Genomic DNA, 21,423 nt, shown 5'->3' with positions numbered 1-21,423 from the left:
TTTTTGATCTATTATATAATTTAGCTAGAGATTCACTATCTCCTATAGGTTCTTTTACCTTAAAATGTTTTAATAACCTAGTGTCCACATCACATATACTAAAAATCCATTCTGATATTGGTTCTCCATGAATTGATAAATTAAATTCATGAAGTCTAGCTAGATATCTTAATCTTTTTTCTTTAGAAAGCTGGTCATCAAAAATAGTTTGAATTTTATTTGGGGTATCAAGTAGAGCCATATTTTCGAGCTCTGAGAATTGGAAGCCTGTTGATTTTAGTTTTTCAATTAGATTAAATGAGTATCTTTTGCTATGATTTTCTAGAAGATTTGTTAAAAGTTTATGATGATTTGATATTTCAGAATTGCCAGCAATAAGCCTTTTGAATTCATAGTTATAAAATAATGTACCAACGAATGAGACATCAATATCTCTAGCTATCTCTTGATCGTTAAATTTGCTTAAGTCAGTTGCAAATGGTAAAAATTTAACTTTTTTATCTAGGTAAGGAAAATATTGAATTAACCTATTTATATATTCATCATTTCCAGAAAGAAAAATTTTATCAAAAACTTGTAAAGACTCATAAGAGCTGTAGGCAAATCGCTCGAATGAATCCACAAACCACAGGGCTAGCTTGCATTTTGGAAATCTTTTTTGAATAAAATCACAATACATATTAGTATTGCTTATGTAATTTACAAAAAATACAAAGTCAGGCTTATGCTTTTCTATTTTATTTACAACATCCTCTAACTTATGAAGCCTAACATTAATTCCAAAAAAATTAACATTTTCAACGGAGTTAAAGTAGTCTGAAAACCCTCTATGGAAAGGCCCCCAGTAGTCGCTTTGAATATAAACTTCAGTGATATATAAAACATTAATTTTTTTCATTTAGTTTATACTTGTTTTAGTAAATTAAAGAGATTAAAAAACATTAATTAGTTTTAATTATATTTTATTGTCAAGTTTAATTTATGAATTTTATTGGTAGAAAATTTATTTCAGGTAAGAATATCAACCTAAGAGATATTGAATTAGAGGATGCAGAATTTATTTATAATCTTAGACTAAACTATGGAAAATCAAGATTTATTTCTAAAATTGAGGCCGATATTACTAAGCAAATAGATTTTATAAAAAAATACAAACAAGAAAATAAAGATTTTTACTTTATTATTGAAGATAAGAATAACAATAATCTTGGAACGGTTAGAATATACAATATAGAAGGGCAACAATTTTGCTGGGGAAGCTGGATAACAATTCCAAATGCCCCAATTTTTACTGCTATTGAATCAGCTTTATTAATTTATAAGTTTGCATTTTTTATTAAAAACTTTTCCTTAACAAAATTTGATGTTAGAAAAGAAAATTTTAGAGTTAATGAATTTCATCAAAGAATGGGTTCTAAAATTTATGATGAAGATGAATTAAATTATTATTATATCTTTACTAAAGAAGATTTTATTGGGATTATGCCTAAATACAAAAAGTTTATTTAATGACCATAAACATTCCCAAATTAGTTAATATAAATAAGGTTAGTTCTTCTTCGGGCAGTATTTCCTTTCTTGAAGAAAAGGAAATAGGTTTTAGTGTAAAAAGAGTTTATTATATTTATGATGTTCCATCTGGTGAATATAGGGGGGCTCACGCTCATAAAGAATTAACTCAATTTTTTATATCTCTATCAGGAAGTTTTAATCTAAAACTTGATGATGGATTGGGCAATATCTTCAATTTTAATTTGAAATATCCTTACGAAGGGGTTTTTGTTCCAAAAGGTTACTGGCGAGAACTTACTGATTTTACATCAGGTTGCACTTGCTTAGTTTTAGCTTCTCAACCCTATTATGAAAACGATTACATTAGAGATTACAAACAATTTTGTGAATATAAGAAATCAATATAACATGATAAAATTTCTTGATCTTAAAAAAATAAATGATCGCTACAAAAAAGATTTTCTTAAAACTTCGGCTAAGATATTAGATTCTGGTTGGTATATTCTTGGAAAAAATGTTGCAGAGTTTGAGGAAGAATTTGCAAAATATTGTGGCACTAAATATGCAATAGGTGTTGCTAATGGGCTTGATGCATTAATTTTAATTCTTAAAGGATTAAATATCGGCAAAGGTGATGAGGTTATAGTTCCAGCAAATACTTATATTGCAACAATCTTGGCAGTGGTTGCAAATGGTGCAAAGCCTGTTTTTGTTGAACCAAAACTTGAAACTTTTAATCTAAGCCCTGATTTAATAGAGAAAAAAATCACCAAGAGAACTAAAGCAATATTAGCGGTTCATCTTTATGGGTTGGTTTCTGATATTGATAAAATTTCTGCGATTGCCAAAAAGCATAATTTATATTTAATTGAAGATTCTGCACAAGCACATGGTGCAATTTTTAATGGCAAAAGGGCAGGGGCGTTTGGCGTTGCTTCTGGCTTTAGTTTTTATCCGGGTAAAAACCTTGGTGCATTAGGTGATGGCGGGGCTGTTACAACTAACAATAAAGAATTATATAATAAGCTCAAAGCCCTTAGAAATTATGGCTCTCATGTAAAATATGAGAATATTTACAAAGGCTATAATTCTCGTTTAGATGAATTCCAAGCAGGTGTTTTGAGAACTAAACTTAAAGCTCTAGATGAAGATAATAAAGCCAGAATTAAGATTGCTAAACTTTATAATGAGGGCATAAATAATAAAAAAATTATCAAACCAATATTTCAAAATGATAATTCAAATGTTTGGCATTTATATGTAATTAGAACAAAAAATAGAAATGAATTACAAAAATATCTTTTAGAAAACGGAATTGAAACTCTAATCCATTATCCTATCCCTCCGCACAAGCAGGAGGCCTTAAAAGAGTTCAAAAAAAAGAAATTACCTATTGCAGAAAAAATTCATAGAGAAGTTCTTAGCCTTCCAATTTCACCAGTGATGAAAAAATCTGAAGTTGAATATATTATTAATAAAATAAATGAGTTTTAGAATGACAAAAAAGACTTTATATATTCATATTGGAACTTGCAAAACTGGCACAACCTCTTTGCAATCTTTTTTATATAAAAATGCAGATTTATTAAAATCAAAGGGTTTGTTTTATCCTAAAATTGAATTTTCTGATGCTTATAAGGAGTCTCACTATTTTTCTGAATATACAAATTTTAGACCATTATTCTTAAATTTTGATGATAGAAAAAGTAGAATAAATCAAACAATGTGGATTGATAAATATTATCCACAAATCATAAATAGTAACTGCGATAAGATTTTACTATCTGAGGAAGTTCTTTCATATCAAGAAGATTTAGCAATTTTTGATGATCCAGCTTTCAGTGTTTTTGATGTTAAAATTATTGTATACGTAAGGAAATATGTTGAATATATGTGTTCAATGTGGTCTGAAACTGTAAAGCCTATTTTAAGACACCCAAAAGGTAGAATGAGTTTACAAGAATTTTTACAAGATGATATTTTCCCTTACGGGCTTTTGATGGATTATATTAATAAATTCGGTGCTGATAATGTTATTCTAAGACCATTTGAAAAAGAACAATGGCATAATAAAAATTTATATTCAGACTTCTTAAATATTTTTGATATAGAAAATTCAGATGATTTTATTAGAGTACCTAATGAAAATGAGGGGTTTAATAGAAATATTTGTGAATTATTTAGAATAATTAATGAGCTAAAACTTAATTATAATGATTCCCATAAAGCGTCTAAACTTTTTTATAGTCAAAAATTTTTGGCTCAACCTAAAGCTATAGATACTTTAACAGATGAAGATATAAAGGATTTTACTGATAAAAACCTTGAGAAAGAAAATCTTTTAGCAAACCAATTTGGTAAGGAAAGTTTATTCATAAACCCTTACCCAAGCATATATGGTAAAAAAAGGGAGAGCTACAAATCAGCAACTTTTTCTATTGAGGAACTAGAAATATTAAAAGAAATTATAAAGCTAAAAAACAATACAATTTTTAGTTCAAGTGAAGAAATAAATAAAATTTTTAACTCAATCAATAACTAGGCAACTTTTTTTGCCTTTGTTTTTTGGGAATTTTCTTCAAGATCTTCTGCTTCACTTGAAATTTCAGAATCATCTTCATTTGAATTATCTTCTGAGATTTTAATCATTCCAAGTGCGTGCTTGTAGAGATCCATAATTTCCTCTTCTTCAGCGATTTGAGATTGGTCTCTCTTTCTAAGTGAGATAATTTTTCTAAGAACCTTAACATCAAAGCCATTGGCCTTTGCTTCTTTATATGCATCACTTATAAATTCAGAAACTTCTTTTTTTTCTTCTTCTAATTTCTCAATTCTTGCAACTAATTGACGAAGTTGTTCGCCAGATATTCCACCAAATTTAACCATATATATTTTTTTTGTTTAAGAAAAATTTATAGCAAAGTAATTTTCAAATTACTAGCTTTCTTTGATTGAATTAATAAAGTTTTTAACTTCACCATCAAGGTTTGTGCAGGCTTGATCAATAGCACTACTATTACTGCTGATTTGGTTAGAATAACCTTCAACAGAAGCATAGCTATTAACTGCTTCATCAACATTTTGCTTAACACCTGCTGTATGAGAGGCTGCCTCTTGAATATTTCTAGCGATTTCTTTTGTTGCTGCACTTTGTTCTTCAATTGCATCAGCAATATTTTTGGAGATTTGGTTAATTTGAGAAATTGTATGATTAATTTCTTTGATTGAACCAACTGCGTTATCAGTTTTATTTTGTATATCACCAATTAATGCTGAAATCTCTTGGGTGGCATTTGCTGTTTGCTCAGCTAAATTTTTAACTTCAGTTGCAACAACCGCAAAGCCTTTACCTGCCTCACCAGCTCTTGCTGCTTCAATGGTTGCGTTAAGAGCAAGCAAGTTGATTTGCTCTGCAATATCATTAATTAATTCAATTACATGACCAATTTTTTCAGCACCTTCCGCAAGATTATGAATTTCATTGTTAGTATTATTAACCCTAATTGTTGCTTCCTCAGCAATTTGAGCTGATTTATTAGTTTGACCAGAAATTTCAGAAATTGAAGAAGTTAATTCTTCCGCAGCCATTGCTACTGAATTCACATTCTCATTAGCATAAGCAGCAGATTTATATAAATCATTGATATATTTTCCACTAACTTTAGTTGAGGAAGTAAGGTTTTCAGAATTTTTCTGCAATTCTTCCGCCACTGATTTGAATTTGTGGGCAATAGAAACAATCTTATCATTAAAATTTTTAGCAACGGTTTCACCAAATATTTTTCTTTTCTCGGCTTCACCTTTAGTTTTAAGTTCTGCAATGATTTTTTCAGAATTAAGGGTTTCCTTCATTTTTTCTTTGAAATGCTTGATATTAACAGCAATATTTCCAATCTCACTTTGGTAGGAAGTATAAGGAACTTCAGTTTCTAGCTCACCATTTGCGATTCTGTTTAGAACTTCATTAAGGTTTCTAACTGGGTTTGTGATAGAGTTAAAAATAATCATTCCAAGAACGCTGTTAAAGAAGAATGCAACCAAAATTTGAAGTATAATGTGGGAGTAAACTTCATCTCTAAGCTCATCATTTACATAATCTTTAACATCAACATAAGTGTAAACGGAAAAGCCAACGCCAACTAAAGATAGTAAAATTAAGGATATTTGAACCTTAAATGCGATACTGCCAAAAAAGCTTTTTTTCATTATGATACAGAAATTTGTTTATAATAAAATCTCACATGGATTGAGTTTTTTTTCAAGTAGAACTAATATTTTTTAATATTTTCATGCATTCTTCTTTGGGGGTGTGTGATTTTGTAATCGGTCTTCCGATAACTAGATAATTTGCACCGCTTAAAATTGCCTCTTTTGGCGTTGCAATTCTTGATTGGTCATCATTACAGATGATAGTTGATAGTTGATGGTTGATTGTATCATTATCTAACCTTATTCCAGGAACTACTAAAATTGGTGCAAAACCAAACTCTTTTCTGATGATTTCAATTTCATGTGGGGAGCAAACCAAGCCATCAACCCCAGCCTTTAAGCCCATTTCAGCTAATTTCAAAACTTGCGATGTGATTGAATTATTAATTCCAATTTCTGAAATATCTTTATGCGAAGTTAGAATTGTAACACCAAGTAATTTTGTTTTGGAATTATGTTCTTGCAAGATTTTCTTGCTTTCCTTCACCATTTCAGAGCCACCCAGCAAATGAATTGTTGTGAGTGCGGTGTTTAATTTTGCGATTGGTTTTAACGCAGATTTTGTAGTGTTTGGAATATCGTGCAGTTTGAGATCCAAAAAAATATCAATTTCAGATTGGAATTTTTTAACTTCCTCAAAGCCAAAATTATATACAAACTCCAGCCCGAGTTTCAGCATTCCAATATTTTGCTTAACTTCGTTAAAAATTCGCCAAGAATTTTCTAAATTATCAGAATCTAGCGCTAGTATGATAGGATTGTAATTCATAACTTCTCAGCCACTAAATCAATGAATTGCTCAGTGGTTGCACCAGATGCACCGCAGAGATCACGAGTTCCTTTGCCTTCAACCATTAATTTACAAATGGCTTTATACATTTTATCGGTGAAGTTTTTTATCTCGCCAGCTTTGTCCTTCTCCAGCTCCTCAGAATAATCCATTGCCTCTTTTAACGCATAAACTAAGCCTAGTGGATTTAGAGAAGTTTCCTCACCCTTCAAATGCTTCTGATACATATCTGAAACCGTTCCGTGAGAAGCCTCAAACTCCTTAATTATTGATCCATCTTCATGCACACCAATTAAACTTGAAGATATAAAACCTGGGGATTTATGAACTTGAGAAATTTCATCAGTCAGCATATCGCCATCATAATTATGGGCAACCATTGAAAAGCCGCCTTTTACCCATTTAATAATTTGCATTGTTGCGGAATCAGAAATTAGATGCTCAAGCTCTCCTTTTGGTAATAAATTTGCAGAGATAAATTTCTGCTTAAAATCTCTATCAAAAACCTCTTTCATTATTTGCCACATTGGCTCTTGCCATTTGAAAACGGTTTTTTTTGTAACAATATATGGAATAGTTTTTGCTTTCAGCGAACGCTCAAAAAAATATTTTGCGAGGTGGTAAACATTATCATATGGGTTATCATAAAAAACGGCAGCCGTTTGATTATCCTTGATTTGCCTTTCATCAATAATAATAGGTTCACCGCCATTTTCAGGGTAAAATTTGGTTTCAACTTTGCCCTTGCCTACAATTTTATATCCAGCGAAATATTCGCCGCCAACTGCGTGCCTATCAAATAATACTTGGTTTTCATAGCCGAGTTTTATACCTTCAATGTGGATTGTATCACGGCTTATTGTAATGCCATTCCAGCCTTTTCGCATAGCGCCATTTGGGCTACCCCAAGCCTTTGAAAGCCCCATTTCTTTTTTTTGATCTTCCGTTGGGGTAATTGTTGGCTCTTTGAAGATAACTTTGGTTTGCTTGCCTGCGGAAATTATATCCTTCAAAACTTGATCGCCAGTTTTATCGCGGTGCTTGCAAGATAAATCAAAGAACTGCCAGTTTGAAATATCAAAATTTGGCTCAATCCATTTTTTTAAGATTAAATCCATCGCATAGTGAGTCATCTCCTCACCAGCTACATATAACATTTTTGGGGCTTTGATTTTAGGCATTTTGTTTTATTGTTTTAATTATATTTTTAATCTGCTTTTCAAGGGTTACTATATCGTTATCTACAGCTTCCCATACTTCTGAAGAATCTACACCAAAGTAGTTATGAATTAAAATATTTCTCATACCAACAATTTCTTTCCACATAATTTCTGGAAATTGCTTTTTAAGTTCTTTAGAAATTTTTGAACAAGACTCACCAATATTTTCTAATAACTTTTGGCAAGCTAACTCTATTGCAATATCATTTCTATCCCTAATAGAAATTTTTTTAAGATTTTTTATCTGCCCCAAAATATATTTTAAGTGAGTTAAATCTTGATTCATAATTTTATTGATGAATTTATAACTTCCTTTTTTATAAGAGAACTTAAAGCTTTATCAGAAACCAATTGAACCTTAATCTTCAGAAGTCTTGTTAACTCAAGCTCAAGAGCTGCATGCTTTAATAAGCTGAAATTTCTCTTTGAGGTATATAGTAAATCTAGGTCGCTTCCTTTTTTATTAGTTCCTTTAGCATAGGAACCGAATACTCTTAAATTAGAAACGCCATATTTATTGGCAATTTCTAAAATTTTTTTTGTATTAATATTTTTGAAGCTATTAAGCATTTTGTTTTCTTATATCGTTTATGGTTAATCGTTAATCGTAGTTTCTGCAAAATCAATAATAGCAGAATAAAAAAGGGGGCGGAAGCCCCCTATTAAGAATAATGTATTACAAAATTAATACGATGCATTAACCCTAACATGCACTTGGTCATCAGTGCCATCATTGAATTCATCGTCAATTTCTCTGGCATATTCAACAACGCCGTTTAGGTTTCTGCCTAAGCCAAACCTTGCACCAACACCCGCTGATTGCAAGTTAACCGTTTGAGAGCCTTGATTTGCAACATTTTCATTCGCACCATAACCTCTATCATAGAATACAAAGCCTTGAATCCTATCCCTGATAGTAGTTTGAAGAATTTCATCAAACACTGGAATATAAGGTGAAGCAACTTCAATAGTAGATAAGAAAGCATTATCACGACGGATATTATTTGTTTGGAAACCTCTTACAGCACCAGGCCCACTGATTGCAGCTTGCTCAGAAGCTATAAGGGTTGTAACTGGTGAATATTGACCTCTAAATAAACCACCTAATGAAAACCCTTCTAAGTCAGCAAAAGTATATCTTGTATCATATAAGCCTCTGAAGTAAGCATATTGAGCTTCTGCACCTGGTGATGCGAGATTAAACTCAGTATCGTTATTATTTCCAGCTAAATCTCCCGGTGAGCCGATAGCAGTTAACCTAAATATATTTGATGCAATTGAAGATGTTTCAGAGCCTTCATAAGTAACATAACCTTGAACAATTTCAGGTGCTGAGTTGAAAACTTGCGTGCCACCAAAATCAATGCTGTTCTCAAGTTTTTTGTAATCTGCACCGAATCTTAAGCCTTGAACAAAACCTCTAACGCCATAATCGTGAAGTGGAATTTCATAATCAGCATTTAAGAAAATATTTTCACCTTCAGTAGTGAAAAATTGATTATCTGCAATTGGCTCAGAGGTTGAAATTGAACCTGTTAGTGAAAGCCTATTTCTGATGCTTGCAAAAGGCATAATATATTGAAGTGTGTGCGAACTAAAATTTGCGAAATCAGCACTTGCACCATAAGTATAAATTGCCTCGTGATCAGCACCAAATAAATCGCCGTAGCTGAAGCCTGCATAAACTTGATCTTGGTTGGTTACAGATGGGCCATAATTATCATAACCACCAAAAATTCTGTAAGGTGTCATATCTGCAGTTTCCAAGATTAAATCAGTTGTTCTTGGTTTAGCACCCGGTTTGAAAATAGCATCAACTTGGCGATAAGGATATGAGTTAATCCAACGCATATCTTCTGAAAGAATATCAGACCAAACATAATCACCTGATTTTAAGCGGATATTATCTGAAATTTCTTCATCAGAGTAATATTGGTTGCCATTAACGATAATTTTATCAAGAATAGCCCTCTCAACAAGGCCTACAACATAGCCATCAGTAACATCTTGCTCAGGGAAATAGACATCAACCACTGGTTGGTTTTTATCCCTCATCATAACAATTACATCTCGGATAATACCGTTAAGCATATTTTCCGTGATTTCATCATCTTTATACGAGTAAAGCCTTTGTTTAACTTCAGGGTCTTGCGTAAGAATATTCAAATCTCTAATGAAGAAGCCCGGCGTTCCGAAGTAGCTATTTAACTTATTTTTATAATACCAAGGTGTTGTAATAAGAATGCCTTTTAAGCGTGGAGCAGTTTTTGGCTTAACTTTTACGCCACAAACTTTAGTTTCAATAACTGGCTCACCATTATGATAATTTACATTGAATTTAGGGTCATTAATTCCAGAAATAGGGAATCTAGACTGGTCTTCAGGTGCGTAAGGGTCGCATTTAGGATTTGCCGGAGCTTTACTAGCATTTTGAGCATTCGCTGAGGTTTCATCAAAATTATACTCAACTTGAGCAAAGCTTGAAAATGCAAGTAAGCTAATAGTTGTAAGGGCTACCGAGGCAAATTTGAACTTGTTTGAAAACATATTTTTACACTTTATTCTATATTATAAAGGCTTATAACTATTTGTGCTTTAATTACAATAGTAAATTTTACTCAACTTCTATAATTGCCCCAAGTTTGATTTGCCCTAGGAAAAATTCTCCGAATGAGATTCTTTTTAATTTTGAAACTGTTAAGCCAAAATGCTCGCAAATCTTCCTAATTTCGCGATTTTTACCTTCTTTAAGTGTAAATCTTACCCAGTGATTTTTGCTATCATTAGAGATTTTTATCGGCTCAATTTTGGCAAAATATATCATTTCCTTGCCAGATTCTGCATCTTTTATGCGATATTGACGAAATTCTTTTGAGAATAATTTGTTGAGTTTATCGCCCCATAATTCGCCATAAACCTTTGCTTCATAAACCCTTTTTATATTATTTGAAGGGTGTTCATAAAATTGCTTAACTTCAGCATTATTTGTAATTAAAAGCAAGCCTTCAGAATTTATATCTAACCTACCGATATAATGATGGTTTTTGAATTCTGGTGGCATTAAATCATAGATGGTTTTTCTGCCAAGCTCATCTTTTCTTGTGCAAACAATTCCTTTGGGTTTATGAAAAAGCCATAATCTTTTTTCGCTGTTATTATCAGAAATTTTTTTACCATTAAGCAGAATTTCATCCTCACTTGAAACAAATATTGCAAACTCAGAAATTATCTTGCCATTAACTGAAACTTTGCCTTCCTCAATAAGTTTTTCCGCTTCTCTGCGAGAAGCATAACCCGCATTTGCGATATATTTTGCTATTCTGATTTTATTTTCCACTTTCTAAATTTTGCTTAAAATTTTGAATAATAGAATTTTTTAAGAATAAATCTGCCAAAACGCAAGCCATCATTGCCTCACCAACTGGCACGGCACGAATGCCAACGCAAGGGTCATGGCGGCCTTTGGTGATAACTTCAATTTCTTCATTGTTCTTATTAATGCTTTGCATTGGCGTTAGAATAGAGCTTGTTGGCTTCACAGCAAAGCGAACAACCACATCTTGCCCAGAGGAAATGCCGCCGAGAGAACCCCCCGCATTATTTGAGAGAAATTCTGGCTTGCCTTCATCATTAATACGGATTTTGTCACCATTTTCCTCACCACGAATTTTCGCTGAGGCAAACCCCAAGCCGATTTCAACACCTTTAACGGCGTTAATGCTCATCATTGCTTTTGCAAGCTCAGAATCTAGCTTGCCATAAATTGGCTCACCTAATCCAACTGGAACATTTGAGGCGACAATTTCTAAAACCGCCCCAACTGACGAACCTTCCTTGCGGATTTTAGCAAGATATTCCGCCATTATTTCAGTAGAGTTTTTATCAGGTGAGAAAAACGGATTATTTCTAGTTTCCGCCCAATCCCAATTATCACGATTGATTGAAACCTCACCCATCTGCACTAGTGCTCCACGAATTTTGATTTTTTCACCGAGTATTTTACGAGCAATCGCACCAGCTGCAACCCTCATTGCGGTTTCCCTTGCGGAAGAACGCCCGCCACCACGATAATCACGAATTCCGTATTTTTCTTGATAGGTATAATCAGCGTGTCCGGGGCGGAATTGCTCCGCAATATTGCCGTAATCTTTACTTCTCTGATCTTGATTGTAAATTATGAGAGAGATTGGGCAACCAGTGGTTTTGCCTTCAAAAACGCCAGAGAGAATTTCAACTTTATCTTCTTCATTTCTTTGAGTTGTAAACTTGCTTTGACCGGGTTTTCTTTCATCAAGAAATGGCTGAATATCGGCTTCTGAAAGCGGTATTAAAGGTGGGCAACCATCAACTACGCAACCAATTGCCTTGCCGTGGCTTTCACCCCAAGTTGTAACTCTAAATATATCCCCAAAACTATTTGTCATTGTTTCTTAGCTTACTCTTAAATTGTCCGTATAATAAATATATTAAAATTCCAGCAATGAAATAGATTTTTAGCGTAACAAAAACTTTCCAACCAATTCCATAAATTAAATAGAGGCAAGCAAGCACCCCAGCAATTGGAACATAAGGTACAAGCGGGCAGTAAAACCCTCTTTTAATATCAGGTGCGATTTTTCTTAGCACTATTACTGATAAACAAACTATCGCAAATGCGAACAATGTTCCCATACTCACTAAATCACCCAAGGTGCTTAGTGGTGTTAAGCCTGCACCAAGAGCAACTAGTAAACCAACTAGCATAGTATTCAAATGTGGAGTTTGGAATTTGCTGTGAATTCTAGAGAAAACTTCGGGCAGTAAGCCATCATGAGATACCATATAGAAAACTCTGGTTTGCCCATAAACTTGCGTTAGCATTACCGAACTTAACCCCATCAAAGCACCGATCTTTACTAAAAATGCAAGCCAACCGATATTCATTTTATCAACCGCAACCGCTATAGGATCAGGCACATTAAGATCTTTATAATTCGCAACGCCAGTTAAAACCAAAGAAACTAATATATATAATATCGTGCAAATTATAAGTGATCCTAAAATTCCAATCGGAACATTTTTTTGCGGGTTAATAGTTTCTTGCGATGCAGTTGCAACGGTTTCAAAACCTATATAAGCAAAGAAAATCACTCCAGCCGCTTTCAAAATTCCATCATAGCCGAATTTATTTCCGCCTTCACTTTCAGGAATAAATGGATACCAATTTGCAGTGTCAACATAGAAAAAACCAAACGCAATAAAGGTTAAAATCACGCCAACTTTAATATATACAATTATGTTATTTGCAGTTGCAGATTCTTTAATACCCTTCACAAGAAGTCCTGTAACTGCTAAAATTGCAAGGAAGGCTGGTAGATTAAAAATTCCAGTAACTTTTTCACCATTTTCAAGTGTAGTTGTTGAGCCATAAGCCATTGCATATTCTGCTGGAATATGAATTCCAAAATCTTTTAGGAAGCTAACTAAATAGCCACTCCAACCAACTGCAACGGTTGCAGCAGATAGACCAAATTCAAGCAGTAAAAGCCAAGCCATACACCAAGCGGCAAATTCCCCTAAAGTTGCATAAGCATAAGTGTAGGCACTACCTGCAACTGGCAAAGTTGAGGCAAGTTCTGCATAACAAAAAGCAGCAAGCCCACAAGCAATTCCAGCTAAAATGAATGAGATTAAAATTGCAGGCCCTGCATATTCGGCCGCTGCTTGACCTGTTAAAACGAATATACCAGCACCAATAATTGCACCCACGCCAAGCATTACAAGGCTATATCCGTTTAAGGTTCTTGCTAAGGTTTTAGATTCTGACTCCTCAATGATTTTTGCGATTGGTTTTTTAACAAAAAATTTTTTGAGATTCATAAAAATATTTTTTGAGGTGAAAAAATAATATTAACAATATTTAACCTTACTAGAGAAATTCTCAATCACAATTTGTCAATCAAACTTTGTGAATAATAATTAAATTTTTTTCTTTTCAGAGTAACTTAAAACACTATTAAATTTTGATACTGAAATCTATAAAATAAAATGAATTATATCGCGTTAAGAATGTTGATGGGTGATACTGCTAAGTATATTGGTATTATATTTGGCATAACTTTTGCTGCCCTAATTATGACGCAACAGCCCTCAATTTTCGTAGGGCTAATGACAAGAACTTATAGTTTTATCTCAGATACTTCTTACCCAGATTTGTGGATTACTGATCCAAAAGTTAGGTATGTTGATGATATAAAACCAATGCAAGATACTAAACTTTTAAGGGTTAGAGGCGTTGATGGAATTAAGTGGGCAGTGCCTTTATATAAAGGAATGCTCAAGGTGAAAATTGCTGATGGTTCATTTCAAAATTCAATAATTATTGGCCTAGATGATGCAACTTTAATAGGTGCTCCAGCTGAAATTCTCAAAGGAAATTTAGCGGATTTACGAAAAGCTGATGCGGTAATTATTAATAATGAAGGTGCTGAAAAACTTGGTCGCAAAGCTAAAGATGGAACTATAATTCCGGCCGATGTTGGTGATGTTTTAGAAATCAACGATAAGCGAGCTGTAATAGTTGGTATTGCAAAAACTATTAGGCCGTTTCAATCTCAGCCTATGGTTTATACAACTTATTCTCGTGCAACAAATTTTGCACCAGCAGAAAGGCTAAAACTATCTTTTATAATTGCGGGTTTGAAGGAAGGGGCAAATCTTACCAAAGTAAAAGCTCAAATTCAAAATAATGTAGGGTTAATGGCTTATACCGCAGAGGAATTCAAAGATTTAACCTTCAATTATTTTATGAAAAATACTGGTATTCCAATCAATTTTGGAATTGCCGTCCTGCTTGGTTTTTTGGTTGGAACTGCAATCGCAGGGCAGATGTTTTATAATTTTACACACGATAATATTAAACAATTTGGTGCATTAAAAGCAATGGGAACTTCCAATATGCAATTAGTAAAAATGATTGTTCTGCAAGCAAGCCTTGCAGGCGTAACTGGCTGGGGGCTTGGTGTTGGGCTTGCAAGTTTATTCGGATATTTAATGACAGGCAGCGTGCTTGCCTTCAAAATGATATGGCAAGTGCCAGCTTTAAGTGCCACTGGTGTTGTTATTATTGTGATAGTTGCTTCACTAATAAGTATGATAAAAGTTATCCGCCTTGAACCCGCAATAGTTTTTAAGTAATGAATGAAATTGTTGTAAATTGCGTAGATGTAAAAAAGGTTTATGGAAATAATTCCAAAAACCCAGTTGTGGCTCTCTCTGGCATAAATCTTGAGGTTTATAAAGGTGAACTTTTTATGCTTGTTGGCCCTTCAGGTTGCGGAAAAACAACTTTAATTTCTGTAATAGCTGGCATATTAAATTCTTCATCTGGTAAGTGTGAAGTTCTATCAAAAAACTTGAATAATTTATCGCAAAGAGAATTATTAGAATTCAGAGCGAAAAATATTGGTTTTGTGTTTCAATCTTTTAATTTGCTTCCAGCGTTAACATCAGCTGAGAATGTTGCAGTGCCGTTATTAATAAATGGCTTGGATAGAGAATCAGCTGTAAAAAAGGCAAAAGAAATTCTCAGGCAAGTTGGGTTGGAAGGTAAGGAAAACAGCCTGCCAAATCAGCTCTCTGGTGGTCAACAACAAAGGGTTGCAATTGCAAGGGCGTTAATTCATAACCCAAAAATAATTGTATGTGATGAGCCTACAAGTGCGTTAGATAATGTTACTGGTCAAAAAGTTATAGAGCTAATGCAGGATATCTGCAAAAAATTTGGTAACACAATGTTAGTTGTTACCCACGATAGCAGAATTTACAAATATGCTGATAGAATCGCCCATATGGACGATGGCAAAATTATTAGTATTGAGTAGGAAGGATTGATATTAAAACCCTCTCCCTCTGGGAGAGGGAAGGGTGAGGACAAAAAACTTGTCATTACCTGAATTTCTTCAGCAAGAAGAAATTCTAAGGTAATCTATATAAAATTATTCAGTAGAATAATTTTATTATAAAAAGTTTTACTAAACTTTTTATATATGGATACCCCTAGAATTTTTTCTACTGAAAAAATTCGGGGTATGACAAAACTCACTAAAAAGTAAAAAATTTATAAACAAAATATAAAATAATATTATGGATTTTAGATGGTCATTTCCGGCGGCAAGTGTGATTGGAATATTATTTATGATATTCTATGTTACTAACGCAAACACAACTTCAATGGTGGCTGAGCCATTAGTTATGCCTTCAATTGTTCCTTTTGAATCATATTTAGCAGGTGCTGGAATTACTGAGCCAAACACTGAAAGTATAAGCATTGGAACAAATAGGGCAGGGATTATAAAATCAATAAATGCATCTATCGGCCAAACGGTTAGCAAAGGTGAAATTCTTTTTGTAATTGAAAATTCTGAAGCTGAAGCAAATCTTGAACAGGCAAAAGTTGAACTCAAAATTGCGCAGGATAATTATAATATTATCGCAGGCATTAAGGATAAAAGAGCGGTTAGTTTGGAGGAAAGAAACCAGAGGGCAAATAATCTTGATCTTGCTAAAGCAAAATTAAAATCAGCGGAAGTAAATCTTGAATTATATAATATCAGATCCCCAATTGATGGCGTGTTGCTTACCTCAAATGCGAGGGTAGGGGAGTTTGCACCGGCTGGAATAGTTTCTGAGCCATTAATGCGTTTAGGCAATATTTCACCAATGTTTGTGCGTGTTGATATTGATGAAAATGATGCGTGGCGATTCAAAAATAATGCTCAAGCTATTGCGTATGTTAGGGGTAATAATGACATTAAAGCGGATTTACAATTCGTTAGGATTGAACCATTTGTTCGCCCTAAAAAATCTCTGACAGGTGATAGTTTAGAAAGGGTTGATACAAGGGTTTTACAAGTGATTTATAAATTTGAACCAAAAGAAAAACCAATCTTCGCCGGCCAGCAGATGGATATTTATATTGAAGAGATTAATTAATGTTTCATTCCCGCGAAAGTGGGAAACCAAAAAACAAATTTAGATACCTTAAATTACACACAAAAAAATGAAAAAAATTATCAATATTTCTTTAATAGTTTTGCTTTCTTCTTGCTCGCTTTATTCAGAAGAAAAATCTCCAAAAGCTGATTATGAAAAATGGGCTGAGGCGGAAATCAACGCAAAGGGCAGGGCGGATATTGAGTGGTGGAATAATTATAATGATAGCACTCTAAAAAAATTAATAGAAAAAGCTAAAGAGAATAATTTTGATATTAAAATTGCCAAAACAAGAATTGTGCAATCTCGTGCTAATGCAAATAAAGTTATTGGTGATAACCTTCCAAATATTGATTTAATCAACAACGCTAATAGAAGAAAGGATTCAACAACTCTAGCAGATAGGCCTATTTTAAGAAAATTCAGTAATAATTATCGCTCTGAATTAGATGCAACTTGGGAGGTTGATATTTTCGGCATTGAGCCAGCGATAAGAGCTTCAGAGGCTGACATTGCAAAAAATAAAGAGAATTTAAGCTCAGTTCAAATTGCGTTATTTGGTGATGTTGCAAATAATTATTTTGATTACAGAAAATTTGAAAAGCAAAGCGAAATTGAAAATAGAAAATTAGCAGAGTTAAATAAAAAACTTTCTCTCTTGCTTGATTTAGAAAGGGCTGGCAGGGTTGATGCATCACAAATTGAAGATGCAAGAATTAGAATTGCTGATACAAAAACTAACCTTACAAATATAAATAATAACTTAAAGCAACAGCAATTTACTCTTGAATCTTTGGTTGGCGTTAAGCCAAATAGCTTAAAAGATTTGCTTTCTGAAAAGCAGAATAATATTGCAATCTCTCCAAAAATTTTAGTTTCTGCGCCTGCGGAAATCCTCTCTAATCGCCCTGATGTTAGGCTTGCAGAAAGGGAGCTAGCTTACTCAAACGCACTTAAAGATGTTGCGATTACTGATTTATTTCCAAGAATTTCTATTGGTGGAGTTTTGGGTTATGAATCTGGAAGGGAATCGTTGTTGATTGACCCTAAAAGCGAAGTTTTTAGATTATCAGGTGGTTTAATCGCTCCTATTTTCAATTATAATCGCATTAAATCAAACATAATGGAAGCTGATGCAAAAGCGAAGGAAGCATTAATAAACTATGAAAAAACTCTAAACAATGCCTTAATTGATGTTGAGGGCGGTTTTGTTAGTTATAAAGCCTCTTTGGATAATTTAATCAGCAATAAATCAGCGTTTAATAGTTCAAAATCTAGAGTTTTACTTGAGCAAGAAAAATTTAATAAAGGGCTTACAAATTATGTTGCTGTTGCTGACGCGAAAATTATTGAGCTAGATAATCAAGTTAAATTAGATAATGCAAATTTTGAAAGCCTAAAACAATCAGTAAAATTGTATAAGGCTCTAGGTGGCGGCTGGATTTAGTTTGTTTATTAACTTCATTCCCGCGGGGGCGGGAATGAAGCTGAAGCATTTGAAGCAAAATTAAAATGGCTTATTGCCAATATCTCTTCTGCTAGAAAATTCATCTCTTCTGTTGTTATCTCTGAAACCTCTAGGTTTTCTTGGGCTGTAAGAGTTAGAAGGGTTTGAGAAATTATCATCTCTTGATCTTCTTGGAGAATTTTCAGACCTTCTAAAGCCTGAATTTCCTTCATTCCTTCCGCCTTCAGAAGAAGAATTATAATCTCTAAATTCTCTATTTTCTCTAAAATCCCTATTTTCACCTCTAGGTTTTCTAGGGCTATCATTATAGTTATTATTAAACTCTCTATTTTGAGATCTTTCAGGGTTTCTGTCAAAGTTTCTGTCTTGATTTCTATCTTGGAATCTATCATTAGAACGCCTTCCACCACCAAAACTACCTCTATTTTTATTAGAGAATCTTCTGCGGCTTACATCATCATAATTAGCAACTTTGCGATTCTTTGCAGATTCAGGGTCAATCAGGGCTTGGATTGCATACCATCTTTTTCTTTCATCAGGTGAGATGAAACTTAAAGCATTGCCTTCCGCACCAGCTCTAGCAGTTCTGCCTATTCTATGGATATAATCTTCAGGGCATTGCGGCAAATCAAAATTTATAACATGCTCAATGTGAGGAATATCAAGGCCTCTAGCCGCAACATCCGTTGCAACTAAAATTCTGCAATTTTTATTACGGAAAGAAGTGATAACTCTTTCTCTTTTTCTTTGCTGTAAATCGCCGTGAATTGCATCAGCTTTGAAGCCATCAGCATTAAGCCTATCAGATAAATCATCAGCACCAATTTTAGTTTTAACGAAAATGATAACTGAGCCATCTCTAGCAGAAAGTTGTTTTGTAAGCTCAGAATATTTTTCAGAATTTCTAATTTCAAGTGATTCTTGCTTGATTTTTTTTGCTACTTGGTTTGATTCACCAACTGAAATTCTCTCAGGATTTTTAAGATATCTTTGAGAAATTTTAATAATTTCAGGTGAAAAAGTTGCAGAAAATAAAAGGGTTTGTCTATCTTCTGGGATTCTCGCAACAATTTCTTCAATCTGTTCACCCATTCCAATATCAAGCATTCTGTCAGTTTCATCAAGAACGAGATATTTAATTTGCGAAAGATTTATCATCTTACGCTTGATGTGATCCATTATCCTACCCGGTGTGCCGATAATAATTCTTGGGGCTCTTTTTAATTGCTGGATTTGCTTAAACATTGAATCACCGCCGATAAGCAATGCCCTTCTAATGTTATTATTTTGCGGAATAATTTTTGAAAGAACATCAGCAACTTGGGTTGCAAGCTCACGAGTTGGTGCCATCACTAAGGCACTTTCATTAGGGTTTAGCATTAATCTCGCAACTAGTGGAATACCAAATGCACCAGTTTTGCCAGAGCCCGTTTGGGAAGAACCCAAAATATCCCTGCCGTTTAATGCAACTGGGATAGATTTTGCTTGGATTTCAGTTGGGGTTGTAAAATTTAGAGCTTCTAAAGATTTTTTAATCGCTAGTGGAAGTGGAAATTTATCAAAGCCAGAAGTTGCTTCTTGCTTGATTTCAATTTTAGTTTCTTCAGATGGAGTTGTTGTAGTGGTTGTATCAAATAATTGTTCTTGAACTAAGTTTAGAGCTTGGTTTTGATTAGGCATAAATTCCTTTTTAGGTTTTGTAAAATGAGCTATCGCGTTCGTGAAAAACGCAAATTTTTAGGCTTACTGATTTATTTCAAAGTAAGATAAAACTAGAACTCAAAGCCAAAACAATAAGAAGAAATTCGGGAAGTTGCGAAAGAGAAAAAATTACCCTATATCTGCTTAAAAAAATACAATACTAACTATAATAATCTTAAATAGAATGTATGAAATTGTCATTGAGTTTCTTAAACTCAAGGTGCAATTACTCTATTTTTATTGATATGTCAAGGGGCAAGTGAATTTTATTATTAGTATTGTTAGATAAAGATAGGTTTAAGTGCTTTAACCTCAAAATGTCACCCCGCACTTGTTGCGGGGTTAATTTTTGAAAGTATTTCCAAACCTAAGTTTTGAGCTTGTTTTATGTTTAACCACGCACTAAATGCGGGGTGACACTAATAAAGAAAAGATGAATAAAATTTCAAAAATACTTATTATAGCAGGCTCGGATTCAGGGGCGGGGGCGGGTATTCAAGCGGATATCAAAACTGCTTTTGCGAATGGTGTTTATGCCTCAACCGCAATTACTTCCGTTACAGCACAGAATACGCTTGGCGTTCAATCGGTTGAACATCTTTCAGATGGAATAATTTCAGCCCAAATAACCTCAGTTTTAAGTGATATTTCAGCAGATTATATAAAAACTGGAATGCTTGCAAATGAAAGGATAATAAAAATAGTCAGTAAAACCCTTGAAAATTATAATATTCCGATAGTTGCAGACCCTGTAATGGTTGCAAAAGGCGGCTATAAATTGCTTGAGGAAAATGCAATAGATGCTCTTAAAAAATATATTTTATCAAAGGCTTTTTTAATTACACCGAATATTCCAGAAGCTGAATTTTTGTGCGGTTTTACGATTAGTAATATCAATGATATGAAAAATGCTTCGCAATCTATTCTAGAAAAAATAGGTTGTAATGCGGTTTTACTTAAAGGGGGGCATTTAGAGGGCGATATTTTAACTGATATTCTCGCTGAAAAGGGCAAAGGAATTACTTTAGAAATCTCAGATTCTAAAATTCAAACTATTAATACGCACGGCACTGGTTGTTCTTATGCAAGTGCGATAACTTCAAATCTAGCAAAAGGGCAAAGCATTGTTGATGCAATCAAAAAAGCCCATAAATATGTTAGAGATGGAATAATCTCTGCCCCTAAAATCGGAAGTGGCCACAACCCAATTAATCATGGTTTTAGATAGGTTTTTTTTAGTTTTTTTCTGGAATATAATATTATTCAATTTGAATTATGAACATATCATTAAAACAAACAGAAAATTTATTAATTAAATATGATATAGAGGGTTTGATTGAAGCTGGCGCTCCAGATGATGAATATTCAAATGAAGCTAATCAAATTCATCAAGGGTTAAACGAATTAACTCAAGAAAACCATAATTACGAAGCGGTTTTAAGCCTTATCTCATTAATATGGGCAAAAAATTTTGAGCTTGATACAAATAATTTTAAACAAAGATTGCCCTATATAAAAAATTTCGTGAATGAATTAATAAATGCATAATG

General features: G+C 33.5%; 22 protein-coding genes. 10 read left to right on the top strand and 12 right to left on the bottom strand.

The window, feature by feature from the left end; all coding sequences use genetic code 11:
- Positions 1-898 (bottom strand): hypothetical protein (locus SFT90_06700; GenBank protein MDX1950169.1); only part of this gene is annotated, 898 nt, incomplete at its 3' end.
- 83 nt (positions 899-981) lie between these two features.
- Between SFT90_06700 and SFT90_06695 the strand changes: the two genes are divergently transcribed.
- The 4 genes from SFT90_06695 to SFT90_06680 are packed head-to-tail and all read left to right on the top strand — an operon-like array spanning position 982 to position 4,054.
- Positions 982-1,509: a hypothetical protein gene (locus SFT90_06695; GenBank protein MDX1950168.1), complete on the top strand. Its 528-nt coding sequence runs from the start codon at positions 982-984 to the stop codon at positions 1,507-1,509.
- A complete protein-coding gene (locus SFT90_06690) occupies positions 1,509-1,919 on the top strand; it encodes an FdtA/QdtA family cupin domain-containing protein (protein MDX1950167.1) in 411 nt (136 codons plus the stop codon). Before SFT90_06695 ends, SFT90_06690 begins: the two co-directional genes overlap by 1 nt.
- A 1-nt stretch (position 1,920) precedes the next feature.
- The gene (locus tag SFT90_06685; GenBank protein MDX1950166.1) at positions 1,921-3,006 is read left to right on the top strand and encodes a DegT/DnrJ/EryC1/StrS family aminotransferase; all 1,086 of its coding nucleotides are present in this window, start codon (positions 1,921-1,923) and stop codon (positions 3,004-3,006) included.
- Position 3,007: 1 nt separating this feature from the next.
- On the top strand, positions 3,008-4,054 hold the full coding sequence (locus tag SFT90_06680; protein MDX1950165.1) for a hypothetical protein: 1,047 nt from the start codon (positions 3,008-3,010) through the stop codon (positions 4,052-4,054).
- On the opposite strand, the gene SFT90_06675 is transcribed toward SFT90_06680, so the two are convergent.
- From SFT90_06675 to SFT90_06630, 10 genes are all read right to left on the bottom strand, one after another.
- Positions 4,051-4,398: a DUF2312 domain-containing protein gene (locus tag SFT90_06675; GenBank protein MDX1950164.1), complete on the bottom strand. Its 348-nt coding sequence runs from the start codon at positions 4,396-4,398 to the stop codon at positions 4,051-4,053. The genes SFT90_06680 and SFT90_06675 overlap by 4 nt on opposite strands.
- A gap of 51 nt (positions 4,399-4,449) precedes the next feature.
- Positions 4,450-5,718 (bottom strand): methyl-accepting chemotaxis protein, encoded by a 1,269-nt coding sequence (locus SFT90_06670; protein ID MDX1950163.1) that lies wholly within the window; start codon positions 5,716-5,718, stop codon positions 4,450-4,452.
- Positions 5,719-5,770: 52 nt separating this feature from the next.
- Entirely contained in the window at positions 5,771-6,490 is a 720-nt protein-coding gene (gene pyrF, locus SFT90_06665) for an orotidine-5'-phosphate decarboxylase (protein MDX1950162.1), read from the bottom strand.
- Positions 6,487-7,692 (bottom strand): isocitrate/isopropylmalate family dehydrogenase, encoded by a 1,206-nt coding sequence (locus tag SFT90_06660; GenBank protein ID MDX1950161.1) that lies wholly within the window; start codon positions 7,690-7,692, stop codon positions 6,487-6,489. Before SFT90_06660 ends, pyrF begins: the two co-directional genes overlap by 4 nt.
- Positions 7,685-8,017 (bottom strand): HepT-like ribonuclease domain-containing protein, encoded by a 333-nt coding sequence (locus SFT90_06655; protein MDX1950160.1) that lies wholly within the window; start codon positions 8,015-8,017, stop codon positions 7,685-7,687. Before SFT90_06655 ends, SFT90_06660 begins: the two co-directional genes overlap by 8 nt.
- Positions 8,014-8,301 carry a nucleotidyltransferase domain-containing protein gene (locus SFT90_06650; protein MDX1950159.1) on the bottom strand — a complete coding sequence of 96 codons (288 nt, stop codon included), beginning with the start codon at positions 8,299-8,301 and terminating at the stop codon, positions 8,014-8,016. Before SFT90_06650 ends, SFT90_06655 begins: the two co-directional genes overlap by 4 nt.
- Before the next feature lie 114 nt (positions 8,302-8,415).
- A complete protein-coding gene (locus SFT90_06645) occupies positions 8,416-10,278 on the bottom strand; it encodes a ShlB/FhaC/HecB family hemolysin secretion/activation protein (GenBank protein MDX1950158.1) in 1,863 nt (620 codons plus the stop codon).
- A 67-nt stretch (positions 10,279-10,345) separates the two neighbouring features.
- The gene (locus SFT90_06640; GenBank protein ID MDX1950157.1) at positions 10,346-11,068 is read right to left on the bottom strand and encodes a pseudouridine synthase; all 723 of its coding nucleotides are present in this window, start codon (positions 11,066-11,068) and stop codon (positions 10,346-10,348) included.
- A complete protein-coding gene (gene aroC / locus SFT90_06635; protein ID MDX1950156.1) occupies positions 11,058-12,155 on the bottom strand; it encodes a chorismate synthase in 1,098 nt (365 codons plus the stop codon). The genes SFT90_06640 and aroC overlap by 11 nt, the downstream gene beginning before the upstream one ends.
- Positions 12,145-13,590 carry an amino acid permease gene (locus SFT90_06630; GenBank protein MDX1950155.1) on the bottom strand — a complete coding sequence of 482 codons (1,446 nt, stop codon included), beginning with the start codon at positions 13,588-13,590 and terminating at the stop codon, positions 12,145-12,147. The genes aroC and SFT90_06630 overlap by 11 nt, the downstream gene beginning before the upstream one ends.
- Positions 13,591-13,758: 168 nt before the next feature.
- On the opposite strand from SFT90_06630, the gene SFT90_06625 reads away from it, so the two are divergent.
- From SFT90_06625 to SFT90_06610, 4 genes are all read left to right on the top strand, one after another.
- Entirely contained in the window at positions 13,759-14,907 is a 1,149-nt protein-coding gene (locus SFT90_06625; GenBank protein MDX1950154.1) for an ABC transporter permease, read from the top strand.
- Complete coding sequence (locus SFT90_06620; protein ID MDX1950153.1) at positions 14,907-15,593, top strand: ABC transporter ATP-binding protein; 687 nt, start codon at positions 14,907-14,909, stop codon at positions 15,591-15,593. Before SFT90_06625 ends, SFT90_06620 begins: the two co-directional genes overlap by 1 nt.
- 262 nt (positions 15,594-15,855) lie before the next feature.
- A complete protein-coding gene (locus tag SFT90_06615) occupies positions 15,856-16,704 on the top strand; it encodes an HlyD family efflux transporter periplasmic adaptor subunit (GenBank protein MDX1950152.1) in 849 nt (282 codons plus the stop codon).
- A 67-nt stretch (positions 16,705-16,771) separates the two neighbouring features.
- On the top strand, positions 16,772-18,151 hold the full coding sequence (locus SFT90_06610) for a TolC family protein (protein ID MDX1950151.1): 1,380 nt from the start codon (positions 16,772-16,774) through the stop codon (positions 18,149-18,151).
- 60 nt (positions 18,152-18,211) lie between these two features.
- Here the strand turns inward: SFT90_06610 and SFT90_06605 are convergent, their stop codons facing one another.
- Complete coding sequence (locus tag SFT90_06605; protein MDX1950150.1) at positions 18,212-19,852, bottom strand: DEAD/DEAH box helicase; 1,641 nt, start codon at positions 19,850-19,852, stop codon at positions 18,212-18,214.
- Positions 19,853-20,279: 427 nt separating this feature from the next.
- On the opposite strand from SFT90_06605, the gene thiD reads away from it, so the two are divergent.
- Positions 20,280-21,101 carry a bifunctional hydroxymethylpyrimidine kinase/phosphomethylpyrimidine kinase gene (gene thiD / locus SFT90_06600; GenBank protein ID MDX1950149.1) on the top strand — a complete coding sequence of 274 codons (822 nt, stop codon included), beginning with the start codon at positions 20,280-20,282 and terminating at the stop codon, positions 21,099-21,101.
- Positions 21,102-21,148: 47 nt separating this feature from the next.
- Entirely contained in the window at positions 21,149-21,421 is a 273-nt protein-coding gene (locus SFT90_06595) for a hypothetical protein (GenBank protein MDX1950148.1), read from the top strand.
- The last annotated feature ends 2 nt before the right edge of the window (positions 21,422-21,423 follow it).

It is taken from the genome of Rickettsiales bacterium, from assembly GCA_033762595.1.
GTDB lineage: Bacteria > Pseudomonadota > Alphaproteobacteria > Rickettsiales > UBA8987 > JANPLD01.
This window is presented reverse-complemented; position numbering and strand designations above follow the sequence as displayed.

Bases quoted from the DNA above. Each gene is read 5' to 3' on its own strand.
- SFT90_06695 (MDX1950168.1), top strand. From the start codon at position 982: ATGAATTTTATTGGTAGAAAATTTATTTCAGGTAAGAATATCAACCTA.
- SFT90_06690 (MDX1950167.1), top strand. From the start codon at position 1,509: ATGACCATAAACATTCCCAAATTAGTTAATATAAATAAGGTTAGTTCT.
- SFT90_06685 (MDX1950166.1), top strand. From the start codon at position 1,921: ATGATAAAATTTCTTGATCTTAAAAAAATAAATGATCGCTACAAAAAA.
- SFT90_06680 (MDX1950165.1), top strand. From the start codon at position 3,008: ATGACAAAAAAGACTTTATATATTCATATTGGAACTTGCAAAACTGGC.
- SFT90_06675 (MDX1950164.1), bottom strand. From the start codon at position 4,398: ATGGTTAAATTTGGTGGAATATCTGGCGAACAACTTCGTCAATTAGTT.
- SFT90_06670 (MDX1950163.1), bottom strand. From the start codon at position 5,718: ATGAAAAAAAGCTTTTTTGGCAGTATCGCATTTAAGGTTCAAATATCC.
- pyrF (MDX1950162.1), bottom strand. From the start codon at position 6,490: ATGAATTACAATCCTATCATACTAGCGCTAGATTCTGATAATTTAGAA.
- SFT90_06660 (MDX1950161.1), bottom strand. From the start codon at position 7,692: ATGCCTAAAATCAAAGCCCCAAAAATGTTATATGTAGCTGGTGAGGAG.
- SFT90_06655 (MDX1950160.1), bottom strand. From the start codon at position 8,017: ATGAATCAAGATTTAACTCACTTAAAATATATTTTGGGGCAGATAAAA.
- SFT90_06650 (MDX1950159.1), bottom strand. From the start codon at position 8,301: ATGCTTAATAGCTTCAAAAATATTAATACAAAAAAAATTTTAGAAATT.
- SFT90_06645 (MDX1950158.1), bottom strand. From the start codon at position 10,278: ATGTTTTCAAACAAGTTCAAATTTGCCTCGGTAGCCCTTACAACTATT.
- aroC (MDX1950156.1), bottom strand. From the start codon at position 12,155: ATGACAAATAGTTTTGGGGATATATTTAGAGTTACAACTTGGGGTGAA.
- SFT90_06630 (MDX1950155.1), bottom strand. From the start codon at position 13,590: ATGAATCTCAAAAAATTTTTTGTTAAAAAACCAATCGCAAAAATCATT.
- SFT90_06625 (MDX1950154.1), top strand. From the start codon at position 13,759: ATGAATTATATCGCGTTAAGAATGTTGATGGGTGATACTGCTAAGTAT.
- SFT90_06620 (MDX1950153.1), top strand. From the start codon at position 14,907: ATGAATGAAATTGTTGTAAATTGCGTAGATGTAAAAAAGGTTTATGGA.
- SFT90_06615 (MDX1950152.1), top strand. From the start codon at position 15,856: ATGGATTTTAGATGGTCATTTCCGGCGGCAAGTGTGATTGGAATATTA.
- SFT90_06610 (MDX1950151.1), top strand. From the start codon at position 16,772: ATGAAAAAAATTATCAATATTTCTTTAATAGTTTTGCTTTCTTCTTGC.
- SFT90_06605 (MDX1950150.1), bottom strand. From the start codon at position 19,852: ATGCCTAATCAAAACCAAGCTCTAAACTTAGTTCAAGAACAATTATTT.
- thiD (MDX1950149.1), top strand. From the start codon at position 20,280: ATGCGGGGTGACACTAATAAAGAAAAGATGAATAAAATTTCAAAAATA.
- SFT90_06595 (MDX1950148.1), top strand. From the start codon at position 21,149: ATGAACATATCATTAAAACAAACAGAAAATTTATTAATTAAATATGAT.